10 protein-coding genes are annotated in these 22658 nt (G+C 37.7%); all 10 read left to right on the top strand.

Annotation, left to right across the window (positions count from 1 at the left end):
* Positions 1-118 precede the first annotated feature (118 nt).
* The 10 genes from XYLOR_RS06750 (at position 119) to XYLOR_RS06705 (ending at position 22634) form a co-directional block, all read left to right on the top strand.
* Positions 119-3457 (top strand): glycosyl hydrolase family 28 protein, encoded by a 3339-nt coding sequence (locus tag XYLOR_RS06750; protein ID WP_036877998.1) that lies wholly within the window; start codon positions 119-121, stop codon positions 3455-3457.
* Between the two features lie 101 nt (positions 3458-3558).
* On the top strand, positions 3559-4887 hold the full coding sequence (locus tag XYLOR_RS06745) for a rhamnogalacturonidase (protein WP_036877996.1): 1329 nt from the start codon (positions 3559-3561) through the stop codon (positions 4885-4887).
* Positions 4888-4973: 86 nt separating this feature from the next.
* Positions 4974-8126 carry a SusC/RagA family TonB-linked outer membrane protein gene (locus tag XYLOR_RS06740; RefSeq protein ID WP_374057300.1) on the top strand — a complete coding sequence of 1051 codons (3153 nt, stop codon included), beginning with the start codon at positions 4974-4976 and terminating at the stop codon, positions 8124-8126.
* Positions 8127-8160: 34 nt separating this feature from the next.
* Positions 8161-10191, top strand: a complete 2031-nt coding sequence (locus XYLOR_RS06735) for a RagB/SusD family nutrient uptake outer membrane protein (protein ID WP_036880844.1) — start codon at positions 8161-8163, stop codon at positions 10189-10191.
* Positions 10192-10236: 45 nt separating this feature from the next.
* Positions 10237-13059, top strand: a complete 2823-nt coding sequence (locus XYLOR_RS06730; RefSeq protein WP_036877994.1) for a SusC/RagA family TonB-linked outer membrane protein — start codon at positions 10237-10239, stop codon at positions 13057-13059.
* A 52-nt stretch (positions 13060-13111) separates the two neighbouring features.
* Positions 13112-14857, top strand: coding sequence for a RagB/SusD family nutrient uptake outer membrane protein (locus XYLOR_RS06725; protein ID WP_036877993.1), 1746 nt, complete (start codon positions 13112-13114; stop codon positions 14855-14857).
* Between the two features lie 106 nt (positions 14858-14963).
* Positions 14964-17456, top strand: coding sequence for a glycosyl hydrolase 115 family protein (locus XYLOR_RS06720; protein WP_211242072.1), 2493 nt, complete (start codon positions 14964-14966; stop codon positions 17454-17456).
* A gap of 761 nt (positions 17457-18217) precedes the next feature.
* Positions 18218-19252 (top strand): hypothetical protein, encoded by a 1035-nt coding sequence (locus tag XYLOR_RS06715; protein WP_036877990.1) that lies wholly within the window; start codon positions 18218-18220, stop codon positions 19250-19252.
* 470 nt (positions 19253-19722) lie between these two features.
* Entirely contained in the window at positions 19723-21378 is a 1656-nt protein-coding gene (locus XYLOR_RS06710; RefSeq protein WP_036877989.1) for a fimbrial protein, read from the top strand.
* A gap of 65 nt (positions 21379-21443) precedes the next feature.
* Positions 21444-22634, top strand: a complete 1191-nt coding sequence (locus XYLOR_RS06705; RefSeq protein ID WP_245601962.1) for a hypothetical protein — start codon at positions 21444-21446, stop codon at positions 22632-22634.
* Positions 22635-22658: the final 24 nt, after the last annotated feature.

Genomic DNA, 22658 nt, shown 5'->3' with positions numbered 1-22658 from the left:
TACACTATGTAGTATCTTTATATGAATGCCAAAAATCATGGTTATAAAACCATTTATTTCAATATAGTGATGCTAAAATATTCTAATTTTGCACATTATTTATATTAAATAGCATTTTATGAAATCTATATCTATTAAATTATTGATGTCTGCTTTTGCCATTTTCTGCTTTATGCCAATTTTGGGTCAGGAGAAATCATGGTTGGGCATTCATGAAAAACCATTGTCTTTGTTAAATAAGAATTTTAACAACCCACCTTCTGAATATGCAAGTCATGTAATTTGGGGATTGGAAGGTAATATTGACAAGAAGATGATATGTAGTGATTTGGACTCTATTAAGGCGCGTGGTTTTAAGGCTGTAATTTTGGAGGCCGGATATCACTTGCCATGTAAGTATCTATCTGAAGGTTGGTTCAAAATGGTCAGTTTGATAGTTAATGAGGCCAAAAAACGTGCAATGAAAGTTTGGATAATAGATGAAGGTAAATATCCAAGTGGTTTTGCAGGAGGTAAGTTTTCAGAAGAACGTCCTTATCTTCGTATGCAGGCTTTGGTCAGTTGTGGAGTCATAAATGTAAGTTCAGGAGAGGTTTTGACTAATTCCCAGATTGATAAGAATGCCATTAGTGCGGTTGCTATTTGCAATACTTCAGGTCTGCATAAAGAAGTTCAGATATCAGATCATAAGATATCTTTTTCGGCAGGAATGGATTCATGGAGGATAATGATTGTAAAACCAGATTTTCGTACCGGTCAGACAAGGTGCGTTAACAATCCTACAGGGGCAAAAGATACACGTTATTCACAAATGGATTATATGAATCCTAAAGCAGTAAGACAATTTATAGACTGGACTCACGAACAATATAAAAAATATATTGGCGGTGAGTTCGGCAAGACTGTATTAGGATTTCGTGGTGATGAACCGGATTATTCATATATTCCTTTTACACCTGCCATCATAGACTCTTTTAGAGTAATAAAGGGCTATGATCCTAAATTGTATTTGGCATCATTGGTTGCACCTACACAGACAGAAAAGGAGAGACGTTTCAAAGCTGACTACTGGGATGTCTGGTCTAGGTTATTTGCCGACAATTATTTTAAGCAAGTAGCAGATTGGTGTGGTAAAAATGGTATGGCACATGTCACCCATCTTAATAACGATCACAATATGCCAGCTTGTGTTAAGTCTGAAGGAAATCTGTTCCGTGATTTAAATAAGGTTCAAATACCGGGCATTGATGCTATTTGGAATCAGATATGGCCTGATACTGTGAACGATTTTCCTAAATACGCATCTTCAGTAGCTCATGTCTATGGCAAACCACGCTCTTTCAGTGAAAGTTTTGCAGCATACTATAATATTCCTACTATAACAGAAGCCAAGTATGTATTAGATTACCAGATGGTACGTGGAATTAATTTCTTCGAATTTATGTTTTGGATTGCAGGTTCAGAGAACCAAGGATGGATTTCTCAACCAGGTATGCATAAGTTGAACGATTATACCAATCGTACTGCATATATCCTCACACAAGGAATTCCAGGTGCGCGTGTAGCAATGTATTATCCTACTAATTCGTTGTGGCTGGGTAATAATAATGCTGCCGAAAGAGTAAAAAGGATAACGCATTTATTACTTCAGCATAAACGTGATTTCGATTATATTGATGATGATGCATTCACTGAAGCTATAAATGTAGGTCACGGTTATTTGCAGAATAAGAGTGGACAAAAGTATAATACCTTGATAATACCATCTGCCGATGCTTTGTCAGAGAAGGCATGGCATGTTATAAGAGATTTTGAAAAGGAAGGTGGAAAGGTCTTGTTCTGGGGTAGTACACCTTATTATATAATAGACAGAACATTTGAAGATGCAAAGACTTTTGTTAAAAGTGATTCTGAGTTTGTTGAACCTTCTGATGAATATACCGCTAATGTGGATGCAGCTATGCCTCGTGGAGAGATTGTTGTCAAAAACAACCAGCCCGAAGAGGTAAATAATGCACCAAGACGTGGAGGTGAACCAAAACGTATGCCCGTAGACCAGACAATAGATATCAGATATACCCGTAGAATAACACCTGATGGAGAATTCTATTTCATATTCAATGAAGGTCACCGTAATCAGAAATTTTCTATCGGAATGGATATTATAGGAAAAGCTGAAGCGTGGAATGGTGAGACCGGTAAAATCTCTCATATTGATTCTCGTATTGCAGACGACCGTACCTGGGTTGATCTGGAAATGAAACCTTATGAGACGGTGATGCTTAGAGTTAACAAACAGTCTAAACGTTATGACGTTAAAGATTTCGGAGCTATTGGTGATGGCAAAACGATAAATACACATTATATACAGTCAGCAATAGATAGCATATATAATAATGGTGGAGGAACACTGGTAATATCCAAAGGCGATTATATTACAGGTGCCTTGTTTTTTCATAAAGGCGTAAATTTGTTTTTGGATAAAGGCGCCAAACTCACATCTACAGTAGATGAAAAAGATTTTCCTTTGGTGTCTACACGTTTTGAAGGTAAGGAACAAATGTGGAAATCAGCACTCTTAAACTTTAATGACTGTAAAAATGTAGAGGTAGGCGGTAAAGGTATAATAGATGGTAGGGGAGTAGAGTGGAAATCACATCCTTTTGGAACGAGTGGTCGTCCAAGACTTATGTGCTTTACACGTTGTGATGGAGGAAAATTGAGTGGACTTTTACTCAAAGATCAGGCATCATGGTGTGTTCATATCTTATATACCGACAGTTTCAAAGTTGATGGTACTGTTATCAGAGCAGAACATACTATCCCCAGTTCTGACGGTATAGACATCGATTCATCATCTAAAGTTTTTGTCACAAATTGCGATATTGAAGATAACGATGATTGTATATCTATAAAATCAGGTAAAGATGAGGAAGGTCGCATGATAGGAAGATCTTCAGAAAATATATTGATTAGTAATTGTAGATTTGGATATGGACATAGCGGTGTAGACATAGGTAGTGAAGTATCAGGTGGTATTCGTAATGTCACTGTGAAAGATTGTATTATGGATGCCGAAAATGCCGGCGGTATTCGTATCAAGTCACAACCGAGCAGAGGTGGTGTTATTGAAAACATCCTTTTTAAAGATATAACTCTTAAGAACCCACGCACAGTATTTGATATAAATATGCGATGGAGGATGGTTCCGCCGTTGGCTCCAGCAGCAGAGAAATTAACAGAATTAAAGAATATACAGATAATAAATGTTAGCGGTACATGCCAAACAGTAGGATCGATAATAGGATACGACGAAATGCCTTTAAGTAGCATTATGTTTAAAAATTGTAATATAAAGGCTCAAAAAGGATTAATTTTTAAAAATACTAATATAAAAGACCTTACAGGACTATTAATTAAGGTAAACGAAAAAGAAAATGTTAAAAGCGCAAAATAGCTAATAAACGTACGATTTTTATATAAAACGAACAAAATTACCACATTTCTTATATAAACGCATGTTAATTTTGCAGGCGTAATTAACAAACTCTAATAATAATGAAGTTAAAACTGATACTATTAACCGCATCATTGATGACCATAGGTTTAAGTGCAAAAAACAAACAGTCTGTTTTCCCTGATGGAACAGCAATACCGCAGTGGTTTAATGATACGACTAAAGTCAATGTAGATAATCTTGGAAGAAAGTACGTAATTACTGATTATGGAGTCAAAAACGATTCCAGTATCGTACAGACCGAACAAATACAGAAAGTTATAGATACTGCTTATGCTAATGGTGGAGGCGTGATTGTATTTCCTAAAGGCACTTTCCTTAGCGGTTCTATTTTTTTCAAACAGGGAACCAACCTTTACTTGTCTGATGGTGCAACATTAAAGGGAATAGATGCAATTAAATATTATAATATCGTTAAAACTCGTCTCGAAGGACAGACACTGGATTATTTCTCTGCATTGGTAAATGCAGACGGACTTAATGGTTTTACGATATCCGGCAATGGTACCATTAATGGTAATGGCACACGCTTTTGGGAAGAATTCTGGATTCGTCGCAGAATAAACAGAGATTGTACTAATCTGGAAGCAATGCGCCCACGTTTAGTTTATATATCCAATTGTACAAATGTACAGGTACAAGATGTTCACCTTATTAATAGTGGCTTTTGGACAAACCATATATACCGCAGCAATCATGTGAAGTATATCAATTGTTATATTTATGCGCCTACCTCAGGAATAAAAGCTCCAAGTAGTGATGCAATAGATATTGATTATTGTCATGACGTATTAGTACATGGATGTTACATGAGTGTAAATGATGATGCTGTTGTATTAAAAGGAGGAAAAGGAACATGGGCAGACAAGGATACAACTAATGGACCTAACTATAATATAATAGTTGAGGATTGCAGATATGGCGTTGTTCATGGATGCCTTACATTTGGTAGTGAATCTTTGAATGACCGTAATATAGTATTCCGCCGTTGTTATGTTCACGATGCTAATCGTGTAATATGGTTGAAGATGCGTCCTGATACGCCACAGCATTATGAATATCTTTCGGTAGAAAATGTTGGTGGTGACTGTGCCAGTTTCCTGGTTGTTCGTCCATGGACACAATTTTATAATATTGAGAAGCGTGACGATATGCCAATGTCTATGTGCAATAACATAATGTTTAGAAATATTAATGTGAAAAGCGATAATTTTCTTGATGTAGGCAAATCAGAGAAGTATGTATTGAAAGACTTCTATTTTGAGAACTGTAATGTTAAGAATGATGCAGATCTTCTGGAAGAGGGAACAATACAAAATATGAAATTAAAGAACGTTAGAATTAACGGTAAAAAAGTTGATAAGTTTTAGAGTAATAAATAAATCTATTAATTATAATTATGAATAAACAATTTTCAAAGAGAACAATCCTGTCTGTCGCCGTATTCTTTACGGTTATGGCATTTCTGTCTTTCTTTAGTGTTCAGACTGTAATGGCTGCCACAAATGAATTGCAACAGCAAAGCCTCATTACAGGAACAGTTGTTGATGCTCAAGGAGAACCGGTTATCGGTGCAACCATAACGGTTGTGGGTGGTAGTGCCACACAGGGTACTATTACAGATCTTGATGGAGCCTTTAATATTAAGGCTAAAGCCGGTGCAAAACTTAAAATTTCATATGTTGGTTACGATACTCAGACAGTATCTGCACATAGTGGAATGAAAGTTACATTGGTAGAGAACACTACTATGTTGCAGAATGTAGAGGTCGTTGCCTACGGAGTGCAGAAGAAAGTTACCGTTACAGGTGCTCTTTCAAGTGTAAAAGGCGAAGACCTTGTACGTACACCGGTAAGTTCTGTAAACAATGTCCTTGCCGGACAATTAAGTGGTGTTACTTCAGTACAGTATTCAGGTGAGCCAGGAAATGATGCTGCTAGCATCTTTGTTCGTGGACAGGCTACATTCAACAATTCAAGTCCACTTGTACAGGTTGATGGTGTGGAGCGTTCAATGAACGATGTAGACCCCAATGAAATTGAGAGTATAACAGTATTGAAAGATGCATCCGCTACAGCCGTATTTGGTGTACGTGGTGCTAATGGCGTTATTCTTATCACGACCAAACGTGGTCAGGAAGGAAAGGCTAAAATATCAGCCACAACATCTTTCAGTATATTGACTCCTACTAAAATGGTAGAACAGGCCAACTCATATGAGTATGCTACATTCTACAACCAGATGAAGGACAATGATGGAAAACCGAGATTATTTTCAGATGTTGTTATTCAAAAATTCAAAGATCACTCAGATCCAATCCGTTATCCGGATACGAAGTGGGATGATTACATAATGAAAAAATCAACTCTTCAGACACAGCATAATATCAGTATTTCTGGTGGAACAAAGACTGCACGTTACTTTATTAATGTAGGTTTCTTCACACAGGGCGGTCTGTTCAAAGAATTTGGATTGCCAATGAATTATGGATACGAGTACAATAGGTTCAATTATCGTAGTAATCTTGACCTTGACATTACAAAGACAACAACAATCTCATTTAATGTTGCCGGTAATGTAAGTACTGCAAATAACCCAATGACTAGTGGTGGATCTTCAGGCCTTATCAAAGCAATGTATGAGGCTACTCCTTTTTCTAGTCCAGGCTTGGTTGATGGTAAATTAGTTACTTCTGCAACAAATTATGCCGATATGGGTACAGACCAGTTGCCTTTTGTTGGTGGATCTGGTATGACATATTATGCCTATAGTGGAAGTCGAGCAGGATTTAATCAGAATAATACTAACAAAAGTCAGATAGACCTTCAGTTATCTCAAAAACTCGATTTCCTTACAAAGGGTTTGCTCTTTAAGATTAAAGGTTCTTATAACAGTACATATTATGTAACTAAAAACGGAACAATGGATAGAGCCCTTTATACTCCTGTATTGTTGAAAGATGGTACTATTGGATATAAGAGAACCGGTACAGATGGCTCTCAAATATCATATGGTGATGAAACTACAGATAAAGACCGTGACTGGTATTTCGAAACATCTTTGAATTATAGTCATTCATTTGGTTTGCACAACTTGTCTGCTTTAGTTTTGTACAACCAGAGCAAGACATATTATCCTGCTGCTTATTCAGATATCCCTCACGGATATGTCGGTTTAGTTGGTCGTGTTACTTACGACTGGAACAACCGTTATATGGCCGAGTTCAATGTTGGTCATAATGGTTCAGAGAACTTTGCACAGGGCAAACGTTTTGGTACATTCCCTGCAGGTTCTATTGGTTGGGTAGCCAGTGAGGAACCATTTTGGAAACCATTAAAAAAGTTCATAAGTTTCTTGAAGTTACGTGCTAGTTGGGGTCTTGTTGGTAACGACCAATATGGAAGTGACAACAGTGTACGTTTTATGTATATGCCAGACCCATATTATGTTAATAGCACAAGCTATCTTTCACGTGGTGGATATGCATATAACTTCGGTGTAAATAATGGTACTGTTACCAAAGGTGCTTACGAAGGTCCCAAAAACAATCCAAATGTAACATGGGAAAAAGCCTTTAAACAGGATTATGGCGTAGATGTTAATTTCTTGGACGATCGTTTGCGTGGTACATTCGACTATTATCGTGAGCACCGTACTAATATTTTGCTTAATGATTACACGGCCCCTAGCATTATCGGATTTACAGTTCCTCTTGCTAACCTTGGTGTCGTAAATAGTTGGGGCTGGGAATTGTCTCTTAAATGGCAGGATCAAATAGGTAAAGACTTCCGCTATTGGGCAGGAATTAACCTTTCATACAACCAGAATAAGGTAGTAGAAGAGAAAGAAAAGCCATATAGCAACGACTATCAGTATGCTAAAGGTCATCGTATTGGTGCTCGTAGTCAATATTTGTTCTTTGAGTATTATGAAAATCCTTCTGCCAATAATATTGGTACCGCAGCTAGATATAAAGCAAAGTATGGTGAAAATCTTCCTACCCAGATTGTCGCAGACAATCTCCAACCAGGTGATGCTGTATATGTAGATTTAAATCATGATGGTGTTATTAATGCAGATGATATGAGTCGTGATTATGGTCATACAGATGATCCTCAATATATAGGTGGATTAACTTTTGGTTTCTCATGGAAAAACTTGTCCTTAAATACACAGTGGACTGCTGCTTGGGATGTTAGCCGTATGCTTTCTGGTGTCTTTATGGAGCCATTCCTCTGCTCTTCTAATAATGATCAAGGTGGATTGCTTAAATATCAAGTTGAACATACATGGACAGCCGATAATCCTTCTCAAAATGCAGAATATCCACGTGCGACATGGGCTAATGCATCTCAAAATTATGTAGCATCTACATTATATGAAAAGGATAGTAAATATCTTCGTCTTAAAACGTTGCAAATAGCTTACGATTTCAATTTCCCATTTATGAAGCGTATTGGTATGAATCAGTTACAGCTGGCGTTAAGTGGATACAACCTCCTGACTTTCACCCCTTATCTTTGGGGCGATCCTGAGACCAGAGCAAGTAGTTCACCTTCATATCCATTGCAGAGAACTTATACTCTTAGTTTAAAGATCGGTTTCTAATATGATTAACATTGAAAGAAAAATAAAATATTATATGAAACTAAATAATAAATTTTTTATCGGGGCTGTTGTAGCGTTTGCTGCATCTATAGGCTTTAGTTCGTGTACCGATAATATAGCTTTTGGAAATTCTTTTTTGGAAAAAGCTCCTGGCGGTAATGCTACTCAGGATACTATTTTCAATAATCCAGAATACACGAGGCAGTTTTTGGCAGGTATTTATACTTTGCAGTATTATGGATTGCCATGGCGTTCATCTAATGATGCACCACAATCTGCCAATTACTTTAATGGTCAGGTAGAGTCTCTGTCTGATTGCTTTGAGCTGCCATTTTCAAAATCTACAATATGGAATCAATATTATCAAGGATCATTTAATGCAGCAGCTGCATCTAGTACTGGTGGCGTTTATGGATTCCTTACAGAGAATACATGGGTTCTTGTGCGTAGAGCTTACGAATTGATAGAAAATATCAATAGAGTTCCTAATATGGAGCAGGATGAAAAAGATCGTTTGGTTGCAGAATCAAAATGTCTTATTGCTTCTGCTTATTTCAATATGTTCCGTCATTATGGTGGTTTACCATTGATTACCGGAACTTTTACTACTTCTGAGTCTTCATATGGTGTACAAATGCCACGTGCTTCAGTAGAAAAGACCGTAAATTTCATGGTCAATTTGCTTGATGATGCTGCTAAGACAAGTTCTTTACCTTGGGCATATGGTGCTGATGATGCTGCTTCTGAAACAGGCCATTGGACAAAGGCTGGAGCAATGGCTCTTAAATGTAAAATACTTCAGTTTGCTGCATCTCCATTATTCAATTCAGATAAAGGATATTATGGAAATACAACTGATGCAGAAAAAGATAGTCTGGTATGGTATGGCGGTTATGATAGAAGCCGTTGGACAGCATGTAAAAATGCTTGTAAGGATTTCTTTGATGCATTAGCTGCAAATGGTACTTACAAACTTGTACAGCCTACAGCAAATACACAAGAGGCATACCGTTATGCATACCGTTCTGCATATTGGGATCAGGGTAGCCCAGAGATACTTCATTCTGTTCGTGTAACCAACTCACAGAAAGACTCACAATATCAGTGGCTTTATTTGAGAGGTAACGATCGTCTTGCTTATTGTCTTACAGAAGAATATGCCGAAATGTTCCCTTGGGCTGATGGTACACCATTTGATTTTAATGCGGCTAAGAGTGCAGGGAAACTTGATCAGATGTTTGTAAAGGGCGATACTGTTAAAAATCAGCAGATGTTGCAGCATAGAGTTTATACACGAGATCCACGTCTTTACGAAACTGCAGATGTTAATGGAGCTTTACAGGTCGTTAATGATGCAAATGGTAATACTTCAGGTGCAAACTATGAAATTTGGGTAGGTGGTACCCAAGGAGGAACTGGCCAGAAAACAGCAACAGGTTGCTATGCAACAGGCTATCGTATAAATAAATACGTTGTTGGTGACATCATGTATTCTTCTTCGCATTATCCTCAGTGGGATGTACTTCGTTTGTCAGATATCTATTTGGTATATGCAGAAGCTTTATTGCAGGCAGATGATGACAATGTTGATGCTATTAAATATGTAGACAATGTACGTAGTCGTGTTGGGCTTAAGGGACTTGTTCAATGTAATCCTACAAAGGACTTAACAACAAACAAAGCAAATTTGTTAGACGAAATAATGCGTGAACGTGCATGCGAGCTTGGTTTTGAAGATACTCGTTATTTTGATATGGTTCGTTACAAACGTGCTGATTTGTTTGCAAAGACATTACATGGCCTTCGTATTTATCGTTTGGTTAAGAATACAACTACCGGTGTTTGGGAGAGATCAGAGTCACAGTGGTATAATGGTGACAGACCCTCAGCAAAGCAAGGCACACCTTCATATTATGAACCTTCTCATTTTGATTACGAAGTATTCCCGATAACTAATGGTGCTCGTGCTTGGTGGAGTAGCTTTGATAATAAATGGTTCTTACAGCCGTTCCCATCAACAGAAGTTAACAAAGGTTATGGATTAATTCAAAATCCGGGATGGTGATCTTATGTTGAATATTGATATTAATTCAATTAAACAATAAACTATATGAAACGAAATAATATATTAGTGTTTGCAGTTTTGGCAGGTCTTAGTCTGCCTGCTGCTGCACAACAAAATAAAGACTCACTTAGTACAGGCCGTTTTCAAGATCAGCCTATTGATGTGGGTGCGAACAGAACATTTAAACTTAGCGAGTCTACTGCAGCTGTATCTGTTATAACAAACAAGGATGTAGATAAGCGTGGCGCCCGTAATATAGGTAATTCTATTATTGGTCAGGGATTAGGTCTTATTTCATTACAGAATGCCGGAAACTATGCCGCAGCCAATCCTACATTCTATGTACGTGGTTTGCAGAGCCTTTCTGGTAGTACACCTTTAATTCTTGTTGATGGGATAGAGCGTGATATAGATAATATTACTCCGGAAGAAGTAGAGAGCGTTCAAATCCTCAAGGATGCAGCAGCGCTAACTCTATACGGATATAAAGGTGCTAATGGTGCCGTGCTCATTACAACAAAGCGTGGTAAGTATAACTCACAGTCTATGACTGTAACCCTGGACCATGTATTCAACTTTGCTGCCAATAAACCAAAGTTTGTTGACGCGCCTACTTATGCGCAGGCTATTAACGAAGCCTATGCCAATGATGGTTATGGCAACAACTACCGTTATTCAGATAATGAAATTGCAGCATTCCGCAGTGGTCAGTATCCATATTCTTATCCTAATGTAAATTGGGTTGACGAGACATTTAAAGATAATGCTGCCACTAACAAGATAAACGCACAGTTCACTGGTGGTGGTGAGAAATTCCGTTATTATGCGATGATAGACCTTATCTCAGACAAAGGATTTATTAAGAGTCCTAATGAGAATGATGGCTATTCTACACAGAATAAATATGTAAAGGGTAATATGCGTGCTAATATTGACGTAGACCTTACCCCAACAACTAAAGTTACAGCTAATGTTCTTGGAGTTCTTCTCGAAGCAAACCGTCCCGGTTCAAATGTAGACCTCTGGGATATGATTTATTCTACACCATCAGCAGCATATCCTGTTGTTTCACAGAATGGAAACTGGGGTGGAAGTAATACATGGGCAGGTACATCAAACCCTGTAGCTCAGTCGGTTGGCGCAGCTTATTACAAAAATCACACACGTAGCGTGTTTACAGACCTAACTCTTCGTCAGGATCTTTCCGGATTTTTAAAAGGTCTGTCAGCCCAAGCTCGTACTAGTTATGATAATACATCAAATATATACGAAGACCATAGCAAAACATATATTTATGATGTAACAGTACCTACATGGGCAGATGGTGCAACAGCTCCTACAGCAACAATAAGCTCTTACGGAACAGATTCTTCTATGGGTACTACCGCAAAAACAAATACATTCTCACGTCGTTTCCACTTCGATTTTGGTTTCGACTATCAGAATAGATTTGGAGCTCATTCTATTTATAGTCAGGTAAAATGGGATTATGAATTCCAGGATAAACAAGGTTATAATACAACAATTTACCGTCAGGATTTATCATGGTTTAATCACTATGGTTATAAAGACCGTTATTTTGCAGATCTATCTTTAGTATATTCAGGTTCTAGCCGTTTGGCCCCTAATACAAAATGGAGCTTCTCACCAACAGTATCTGGTGCATGGGTTATTTCAAAAGAGAACTTTATGAAGAATGTTTCATGGGTAGACTTCTTGAAATTGCGTGCTTCTTTCGGTATCTTAAATCTTGATTTGCTTCCTAATGATACATGGACATATTATGTACAGCAGTATCAGGTTTCAGGAGGTACATATCCATTCAATTCAGGTTGGGGATCTGATTTTGGTCGTACATATCTTGACCGTCTGGCATCAATAAACCCCGGTCATGAGAAAGCATATAAGTATAATGTAGGTATTGACGCCACATTATTCAAAGGATTGAATGTAACATTAGATGGCTATTTCCAGCGTCGTAGTGATATTTGGGTAGAAGCTTCAGGTGCATATACAGACGTCATTGGTGTTGATGCACCATACGAGAATGCAGGAAAAGTTGATTGTTGGGGTGGAGAACTCGGACTAGACTATACAAAGAAGATTGGTGAAGTTACTTATAATATTGGTGGAAACTTAAATTATAACCGCAATAAGATCAAAGAACAACTAGAGGAACCACGTCTGTATGATAACCTTATCCAGACAGGCCATTCATTGAACCAGATTTATGGTCTTAAGGCTATTGGTTTCTTCAAGGATGCTGCTGATATAGCAAATAGTCCTGTACAGACATTCTCTACAGTTAAACCGGGTGATATCAAATACGAAGATGTAAACGGTGATAATAAGATAGACGAAAATGATAAGACAGCCATTGGATATTCTACAGCCGCTCCACAAATATACTATTCATTCCATCTCGGTGCAGAGTGGAAAGGATTTGGAGTAGACATGGTGTTCCAGGGCACAGGACGTTACTCTGCAGTATTGAATACCAAGAGTATGTATTGGCCTCTCGTCAATAATACAACAATATCACAGTATTATTATGACAACCGTTGGACAACAGACAATCAGGATGCTAAATTCCCACGTCTAAGTCCACAAAGCAATGCAAACAACTATCAGACTAATACAGTATGGCTTGCAGATCGCTCTTTCTTGAAACTGCGTAATGTAGAAGTTTATTATAACTTTGCCAACAGCCTGTTGCAGAAGACAAAGGTTGTAAACGGAGCCAAGATATATGTACGTGGAACAGATTTGTTCTGTCTCGACCATCTCTCAGTTTCAGATCCCGAATCTTATGGAGCAACGAATCCTCTTACACGTAGTTTGGTTGTAGGACTCTCTGTTACTTTCTAATGACGAAAGATTTAATAAAGAAAGAATGTAATAATTCAAAACAAAGAATATAATGAAACTAAATACAATTATTGGCGTTAGTCTTGGAGTTTTAGCTCTTGCTTCTTGCAATGACAAAATGGACTACAAAGAATACAACGTATACGATAAGGATTATGTCAGTTCAAGTATGGGTTATGTAGGTAACCTCATGACTGATATATACAATTATGCAGATTATGATTTTGGCCAGGATTCTAAAGGTGCTATTTTAGGATCTGCTACAGATGAGAGTGAGTTTGCAACAGACGGAAATCCTATTCAGGATTTTTATAATGGCTCATGGAGTCCTGCTAATCCTCACAGCACAACGTGGTCTAATATGTATTCAGGTATTGCAGACTGTAATATCGTATTGAGTGAATTCCAAGGATTGAAATTCGCCTTAGACTCACTAAACAGTGATTATGCTCAGCAGATGTACCGTTATAATAACTATAAATGGGAATCTCGTTTCTGGAGATCTTATTTCTATTTCAATCTTGTACGCCAATACGGTGGCGTACCTTTGGTAACAGAGAGCCCTGTTGGCGGTAATTCAAAAGACATAAACGTTATGCCACGTGTGTCTTCCGATTCTGTTTATAAATTTATTATGGACGAGTGCAACGTAGTTAAGGACTCTATTATTGCGGATTATTCTAACCTTGGCAATATGGCTTTACCTTCAAGCGCTGCAGAAACAGGCCGAGCAGACAAATTGGCTGTTTTGGCTCTTCGTGCGCGTGCCGCATTATACTGGGCAAGCCCTCTTTTTAATACAACAAATGACAAAAGCCGTTACTACATAGCAGCTAAGTACACGAAGGAACTTCTTGATGCTTGTGATGCACGTGGTAAGAAACTGGCCGCAGATTATTCTTCATTATGGGGAGCTGACAACTGGAAAAATGAGGCTGTCACATGTGAAATTCTTTTTGGCCGCCGTATTTATGGCACAGGAACAGCGGGAGCTTCTGCTGTGTTTGAAGGATATAACTATCCTGTAGGTATAGAAGGTGGTGCAGGTGGAAACTGTCCTACACAGAACCTTGTAAATGCTTATGAAATGCAGAGTACAGGTCTTGGTATAAATGAACCGGGAAGTGGTTATAATTCAAGTAACCCATATGTAGGAAGAGATCCACGATTAGATGCTACAGTAGCAAAGAATGGTGATATCTGGCCAACGTCATATAAGACAGCCCTACAGACATATTATGGTGGTACTAACGGAGCACCTTTATCGGGCGCAACTCCAACGGGATACTATATCAAAAAATACTGTCATGGAGCTATCAATTTGGCTTCTAACTCAAAATATAAAGTAGACAACCATACATGGATTACATTCCGTCTTGGTGAGTTCTACCTGAACATGGCCGAGGCCCTGTATAAATATTTTGGTTCAGCTACGGCTACTTCAGCAGAGTTCCCATTGTCAGCTACTGACTATGTAAACAAAGTTCGTGCCCGTGCCAAGATGCCTAACTTCCCAACAACATTGGGTAATGATGCTTTCTGGGCAAAGTACAAGAACGAGCGAATGGTCGAACTTGCATTTGAGGGACATCGTTTCTGGGATGTTCGCCGTTGGAAAGAAGGCGGTACATACTTCCGCAATATTATTGAAACCAAATTGACAAAGAGTAATAGCGGAGTGATAACATTCAGCTGTGATACAATCAAACGTCAGTGGGACGACAAAATGTATCTATTCCCAATACCTCAGTCTAATATTCAGAAGAATAAGAATCTGACTCAGAATCCGGGTTGGTAAATTATAAATATTTTAATCGGGGTGTCCTGTATATATTATACGGATGCCCCGATTGTTTTTTACATGTAACCTAACTGATAACAGAATACTAAATACCAAAGACATCATGAAATTCTTTTCATTCATTTTCTCCTTCTTCTTTTTTATTACTGCCGAAGCTTCAGATTTGGTATGGTACAATGGCGCTGATAATATCAGATATTCATTGGCAACGCGACATTCGTTAGTTGTAAATACGGCTGTTGATATGTTCTGTGGTGATATGTGCAGCGTTACAGGAAAGTTGCCGCAGGCTGCACCAAAGAATGATGCCATTATTATAGTATATCAGTTAGATATGGCATCTGATAAGGAAAAGGCAGATATGAAAAAACATAATATCCCCATTGATAAGCTGATTGGAAAGAATGATGCTTTTTATATTAAAGTAATAGATAATAAGATATACATCACAGGTAGCAACGGTCGTGGCACCGCTTACGGTCTGCTTGAAGTTTCTCGTATTGCAGGTGTTTCGCCTTGGGTATGGTGGGGTGATGTCAAGCCGGAACATAAGACCAGCCTTACAATATCATCAGACTTCGAGACGTTGCAGATTCCATCTGTAGATTATCGTGGAATATTTATCAATGACGAAGACTGGAGCATGCGTCCTTGGAGCTGCAACACATTCGAACCATATGATAAACAAGGAACTATTGGCAGTGGTACCTACAAGCAGATTTTTAAGTTGCTGTTACGCCTTCGTGCTAATACCATATGGCCGGCGATGCATCCGGGTACTGTACCCTTTTTTATGACTAAGGGTGCCAAAGAGGTAGCAGACAGTTGCGGTATTGTTGTTGGCTCTTCTCATTGTGAACCTCTTCTTCGTAATAATGTGGGCGAATGGAATGTAGCTCTTCGTGGTCATTATAACCTTATATCCAATCGTGATTCGGTTTTGGCTTATTGGGCCGAAAGACTTAAAGAGACAAATCGTGGCGATTATCTTTATACAATAGGTATGCGTGGCATTCACGATGGTTCTATGGAAGGGGTAAATACACTAAAAGAGAAAACAGACGGTCTGCAGGCAGCAATAGATGCTCAACGTATGCTTATTGCCCGTTATGTAAATAAAGATGTTAAGAAAGTACCTCAGGTATTCGTACCATACAAAGAGGTCCTTCAGATAATGGAAAACGGACTTAAGGTTCCTGATGATGTAACATTGATGTGGTGTGATGATAACTATGGTTATCTTACCAGGCTCAGCGACAGTCTGCAACAGCAGCGAAGCGGTGGGGCAGGCATATACTACCATCTTAGTTATTGGGGCAGACCGCACGATTATCTATGGCTCACAAGTACTCAACCGGGACTTATTTATAATGAGATGAGACAGGCGTATGACCATAATGCCCGTAAATTGTGGATAGCCAATGTTCATGATCCTAAGGTTGTCGCATACGATTTGGAACTATTCCTTGATATGGCGTGGAATATAAACTCTGTTTCGGCATCAACACTTCAGTCACATCTGTGTAATTGGCTGTGCCGCCAGTTTGGTGATGAGGCAGGAAAGAGACTATTACCTGTCATGAAAGAGTACTATCGACTTTGCGGTATACGCAGACCTGAGTTTATGGGATGGTCACAGACTGAACTGGATAAAAAAATATATCCCAAAGGTCTTTCTCCAATGGCAGACACAGATTTCAACCAAAATGAATTTGGCAATGAATTGAACCGCTATCTGTGCTCTTATCAGAAATTGAAGATTGTTGTAGCAGACATCAAAAGTTTGATACGGCCTGATTTGCTTGACGCTTACTTTGCTGCAATCCAGTATCCGGTATATTCTGCTGCAGATATGAGTGAGAAGACTCTTGAAGCGCAGAAATCACGTACCTATTCTCAGAATTCTCTATCCGTGAATAGCCGTATTGATATGATAAAGTCGGCTGTTAAAAGTATCAAGGCATATAATGAGATACAAAGTCTGACATCCTATTACAACAACATAATGTCGGGAGGAAAATGGAAATACCTGATGAGTGACAAGCCCCGTGAGTTGCCGGTATTCGGCCCCCCTTCTATTCCGATTATTCCAAACGAGAGTGAAATGAGACAATATGGTGATGATGATAATTATACTTTTCAGTCCGATTCGTTATCTACCGATTATATATCAGAAAATGCATTCGATTACACAGTAGCTGACCCGGGTGCAAAGCCTGTTCAGATGCTTGGGCATAGTATGAATGCTGTGTCTTTGCCTAAAGGATGTGAACTGTCTTATGATTTTGTTTGCAAAAGAGAAGGCGAAGCTGTATTACGTACAGCCTTGATACCTACACATCCTAATGATAACGGTGATATTCGTTTCAGTGTAAGCATTGACGGTGCAGCTCCTTATATATATTCAATTAAGGAGGCAGATCGTTCAGAACAATGGAAACTTAATGTATTGCGAGGACAGGTTGTTATATCAACAAACGTATGGCTAAATAAAGGTCCACATACCCTAAAGATAAAATCTCTTGACGATCGTATTGTACTTGACCAATGGATGATAGACTTCAATACATCAAGAAAATTTTATGTGTTTCCGTAAAATGTTTATTAGTTTTGCCTTCAGTAAGAGCTTAAGGAACTTGCTATCAGCTCATAATGCTGAAGGCAATTTTTATACTTGTATCGTAGTTCTTTTCAGCTAGATTGTATATAGGTGCAAACTCTTTATTTGATAAGAAAAGGTCTTGTATATAATAATTTCTACTTTTGTATATTGTATCACCAATGTGTTGACAATGTTTTTAGCTAATCATTATGAATAACTAACTTAATGTCTTCATAATGCATGTATATTGATTTATAAGTGCTATACTTATAGGGCTTTCTATTTGTGTAGAACGATCGTGCGACCTAGGTCAAACGATCGTTCTACCTAGGTCGAAAGTTCATAAAGAATACTTATGCTCATAAAAAGGCATTGCTCTTTCATTATAATATGTACCTAAATTATATGAATATCCAAAAGGAAATACTTAATACACAAAAAAGAATAATTTTAGACTCGATAAATTTGCCTTCAGTGTATTGCGTTAGTAATCAATAGTTTAGTAGATACTGAAGGCAAATCTATATTGTTCCCTTAATATTGTTACCACCCATAAAGTCTAATATAACTGGATGTAATAAATGTTAAATTATATTATTAGTATCATAATTTTTAATTAATATGACATTAAATGAGTATTTTTGTATAGATTTAAAATATAAATAAAACCATGAATTAACTCTAATTTTTGGCGTAAAGATATTCTAAAATGTTGAACTAATATTATTGAAAAATTAAAAGAAAAATAATTATATATGAAAAAGGTATCTTTTATACCATTGTTAATGGTCCTTTTATCTTTTGTTGTGTTATCATGCAACAATGTAGACGATGTTACTTTAGAGAATCCTAAAGATATGTATTCTAGTGAGATTGAATTAAACAATATGAGTGTCGTTCTTAATGGGCAGCAACATGATGTAGAAAATTTGAAGTTTTATCCTTCAAATGATGATAGTACAAAACTATTAATGCGAATAGAAGGAATAATACCATCAGATAGTGATTTGATAATTCCGGTGAATGTAATCCCTACACAGGATTCTATTATATTCTCAGGTAAGAATTCCGATCCTCGTTATGACTTTGAGGTTAGAGGAGTCTATAAGAAGCGTTCTTCTATCGTATATGGAACTCATAATCATGTAAGGTTGGAATGCTCTTATAAAGTTATAGATGGTTTAAAATTGGAACATCCATATGTTTTTAGGTTTGATAAGGGGTGTATAGATTTTAGTTCAGAGGATGCTGGTAGTTTTGTAGATGATAAAGGTAATACTTATAATAATGCAGAAGTTGCCAAAACAGTAATAACTGACATATGTAAGAATATATCAAGAGAGACCACTGCCATGCAATTCTTGTTCCACGAGAATGGAACTATGGATATTTCTTTGCAGAAAGCAGGTGATACAGAAATGAAGCCATGGATGACAGTTCCTTATTGGTTCTCAAAATCAAGTAATTCTATCATTCTTGTTTTTAATGATGAACAGCAGTTGCAAGTCTGTTATCAATGGACTGGTCTGCCTAATATATGTGTTCCATTTTTAGTTAATTATGGTTTTAGAACAAGTGCCTATCCGTTGAAATTAATATACACTGATGAAGATAAATTGTCATTTTCTTTTGATCCTGTTATTGGATATCGAATTTATTCAATGTATGCTAGAGCTAAAGGATTGGAGGGAACTACAGCCGAAGAACAAAAGAATTTTTCTCTTTTTAAAGATATACTTTCAAAATCAAATAATTATGAATTCTGGCAGTTTATATTCACATCTGAGTAGTGATACTTGTTCTTTATTTCTATATTAATGGTCTAAATTACGCATTTTCTTAATTTATCAAGATAAAAACTTGTTTCAAGTATAAATTAAAATTACCTTTGAAATTACAAAAATAAGCAGTTAAAGGTTATGATAAAATATTGTGTTAAATATGTTAATATGTTTGCAAAGTTGAATAATTTTGCTAACACACACACACACACACACACACACACACACACACACACACACACAATTTATATAGACTCTTAAAATTTTTGAAGAAGATATATTTTATATCTTCAAAAAATTGGTCAATTTTCTTTTTCTCGTCATTTTTAGCCTATTTAGGCAGCTATTTTCGTGCCCGTATTTTTGCACTCAAAACTGTTGTCCCGCTTGTTGTTTCATGCTTATTTTTTATCTCTTGTTCATCAGAAACGTTTTTCTCCGGTGCAGACTTTTCGGAGTCTTCCTTGATCCATCTTTCTTTGGCATCCAATAAATCAGATAGTATTAGTACCAGAGCAAATGGCACTATTCCTGTCGACAATGGTGGGACAGCCGGAACGAATGAAGGCTTTTTGAATCACATATGTGTAGCATTGTTCAATTCATCAGGCAATTTGGTTACCATCCATGAATATGATTATATTAATGGCTCCACCGAAACAATAGCAACCCGTAAGGATGCTACCCAGATGCTTGTATTTGCCAATGTACCTCAGGGTGCTTTCTCGGGTAAATATACGATTAACGATTTCTATACAGTACCACAGGATTTGGGCTATACCACATCGGTAGACGGTAAGAGCAAAACGGGTGTTACCATAGCAAATTCTCAAAGCATGAAATCTTTGCCGATGATGTCAGCAGTGCAGTCACTTAACTGGTCTTCCGGTACAGTCCTTAGTCCAACAGTATCTCTTACCCGTTTGGTAGCGCGTGTTGCTATAACGAGCCTTACAACAAATTTCACTGGTTCATATTCAGGTTGCAGTTTCACTCCTACGGAAATCTTCATTTATAATGCCAATAATCAGCTTACTAATTGGAGTAAAAAGACAACTAGTGGTGACGTAAGTGGTGAGTGTATAGTTGCCAATTCAAATACTGTATATCTTGGTAGTGGCATAATAAGTACTTACAGTGGTCCCTACTACTTTTATGTGTTTCCACACAGTAGTACCAACCCTGCCAAATTGGTAATCAAGGGAACATTCAAGACAAACAGTGACAGTACATACACCACATATTATCCAATAACCGTAAACAGTAATGTAACCGGCAATATCGTATCTACCGTAACATCAGGCACAGGTGATTCTCAGATAAGTTCGAATACTACTTATGGTTTGTCTGTAACTATTAATGGTACAGGTGTCGCTAATGTTTCTGATGAACTTATACCCACTAATGTTACCGTAACCACGAGTGTTGCCAATTATACCAGTGCAACCGTCCCTGAATATTTCGGTCCTAAGATAGGAGATATATTCTATTCAGATGGTTCATACAGCAGTACACTTATTTCAGGTAAGACTCCTGTTGCAATCGTATTTAGTACAACAACGAGTGCTGCAGACAAGGCAAAAGGTTTTGTACATGGTTATGCAATGGCATTAAAGAATGCAAGTACTGGTTGTCAATGGGGACCATATCCTTCTTCTAATCCTACAGGTAGCTTAACTGCACATATTGGTACCGTTCTAAATGATTATAACGGTTTGACATATACGAGTAAGATAAACAATAGTACTTTTCCTGGTGCATATGCTGCAACGACATATAAATTGATTGTTCCCAATCCAAGCGGAACAAGTGGATGGTATCTACCGAGTGTCGGTCAATGTTTTCTTATTTGTGTAAATTTGGGCGGAATGTCATCTACTGGTTATATTGATCAAGATTCTTATATATATTGGGCTAATCAGGCTGCTACTTGTGCAAATAATATAAATCAAGTAATGAAAATAATTGGAGATGGAAAATATGATCCATTTTTAACAAATACTAGGTATTGGACCTCTTCTGAGTATACGACAGGACTTGCTTGTCATTTGGCTTTCTATATGGATGGGCATATGTATTTAAGTGGAAATACTACGGATAATAATCTTTATGTACGATCCGTTCTCGCTTTCTAATTTATCGATATTAAATCATATAAATGTAGAAATATATAAAGAATTAATTATAAAAACAAGAGACAATGAATAAGAATTATTTAATTATTGCAGTACTGATGTCAGTCTTGACGATTACATCCTGCACTTCTTCTGAAACAGAAGAGAAAACATCTAGTGGCAACCCCGCTATCGTTAACTTGAGCTTGGGTCTACAAACCCGTGCCTCTTCAACCTCCGCAATGCCGACAAGTTCCGCTACTTATGGAACCGGTGAGGGTAAGGTTGCTGCATTTTATGTTGGCCTGTTTGACGGCAACAAAGGTAAGGTAACAATAGAAACCGAGTCAAAGACCTCAATATCGACCACCACTCAGGCTCGTAATATACTAGTTGCCGCCAATACGATTAACACTGCAGCCGATAAGGCCTTGTTTACGGCCTGCAATTCGATGGATGATTTCAAAGCCCAGACAGCCGATCTAAGCTATACGACAAGTGCAGACGGCCAGTCAAACGCCGCCCGTAACACAACAAACTCTCAGACAATGACCGGTCTTCCAATGTCCGGTGAGGTAGACAACTGCTTTACCTCTTTTGCCACTTCAAATACCTCAAGTGTAACAGTACCCCTTGGCCGTCTTGTAGCCCGTATAGACCTAAACTCTCTGAAGTCTGCATTTGCAAGTACAACTACATATCCTAATGCTTCCTTTACAGTACATGAAATCTTCATGTATAATGTCAATGACGTTTGCACCTATGGTGGAATAACTAGTCAGAATATTGCCCTGGCAGAGTCTGCCGGCACAACAGGTAAGTGTGAGCAGACTAATGCATCAGGTGCAATAAATTCCTCCCTTAATGATTATGCTTATTTAAGTAGCGGGGCATTGACCAATACAGGTACTGGGACTGGTACAGATGCTGATCCGGTTGTATATATCACCTCCACAACTCCTTATTACTTCTATGTATTCCCTCATTCATCAACAAGTCCAACAAAATTGGTTATCAAGGGACTGTTCAAGACAAGTGTCAGTGATGCAGGTACAGAACTTTATTATCCAATAATAATAAATGATGATGCCATGTCAGACAAATCAATAACGACCGACAATGACGTTATAAAAGCCAATAACATCTATTCTCTGAGCGTTTCCCTAAAGGGCCGTGGTGTTCTCGATCCATCCCAGAATATCACCCCTGCTACAGCAACTGTAACATTAACCGTAACAGACTGGGCTGTGAATACCCAGACAGTAGTAATAAAATAGTTATAGACAGTCAAGTTATTATGA

Origin of the sequence: Xylanibacter oryzae DSM 17970, assembly GCF_000585355.1 — a bacterium.
Lineage (GTDB): Bacteria > Bacteroidota > Bacteroidia > Bacteroidales > Bacteroidaceae > Prevotella > Prevotella oryzae.
The sequence above is the reverse complement of the archived record's forward strand: the minus strand, read 5'-3'. Positions and strand labels throughout refer to the sequence as shown.

Coding starts and splice junctions, on each gene's coding strand:
- XYLOR_RS06750 (WP_036877998.1), top strand. CDS start 119: ATGAAATCTATATCTATTAAATTATTGATGTCTGCTTTTGCCATTTTC.
- XYLOR_RS06740 (WP_374057300.1), top strand. CDS start 4,974: ATGGCATTTCTGTCTTTCTTTAGTGTTCAGACTGTAATGGCTGCCACA.
- XYLOR_RS06705 (WP_245601962.1), top strand. CDS start 21,444: ATGAATAAGAATTATTTAATTATTGCAGTACTGATGTCAGTCTTGACG.
- XYLOR_RS06720 (WP_211242072.1), top strand. CDS start 14,964: ATGAAATTCTTTTCATTCATTTTCTCCTTCTTCTTTTTTATTACTGCC.
- XYLOR_RS06735 (WP_036880844.1), top strand. CDS start 8,161: ATGAAACTAAATAATAAATTTTTTATCGGGGCTGTTGTAGCGTTTGCT.
- XYLOR_RS06745 (WP_036877996.1), top strand. CDS start 3,559: ATGAAGTTAAAACTGATACTATTAACCGCATCATTGATGACCATAGGT.
- XYLOR_RS06730 (WP_036877994.1), top strand. CDS start 10,237: ATGAAACGAAATAATATATTAGTGTTTGCAGTTTTGGCAGGTCTTAGT.
- XYLOR_RS06725 (WP_036877993.1), top strand. CDS start 13,112: ATGAAACTAAATACAATTATTGGCGTTAGTCTTGGAGTTTTAGCTCTT.
- XYLOR_RS06715 (WP_036877990.1), top strand. CDS start 18,218: ATGAAAAAGGTATCTTTTATACCATTGTTAATGGTCCTTTTATCTTTT.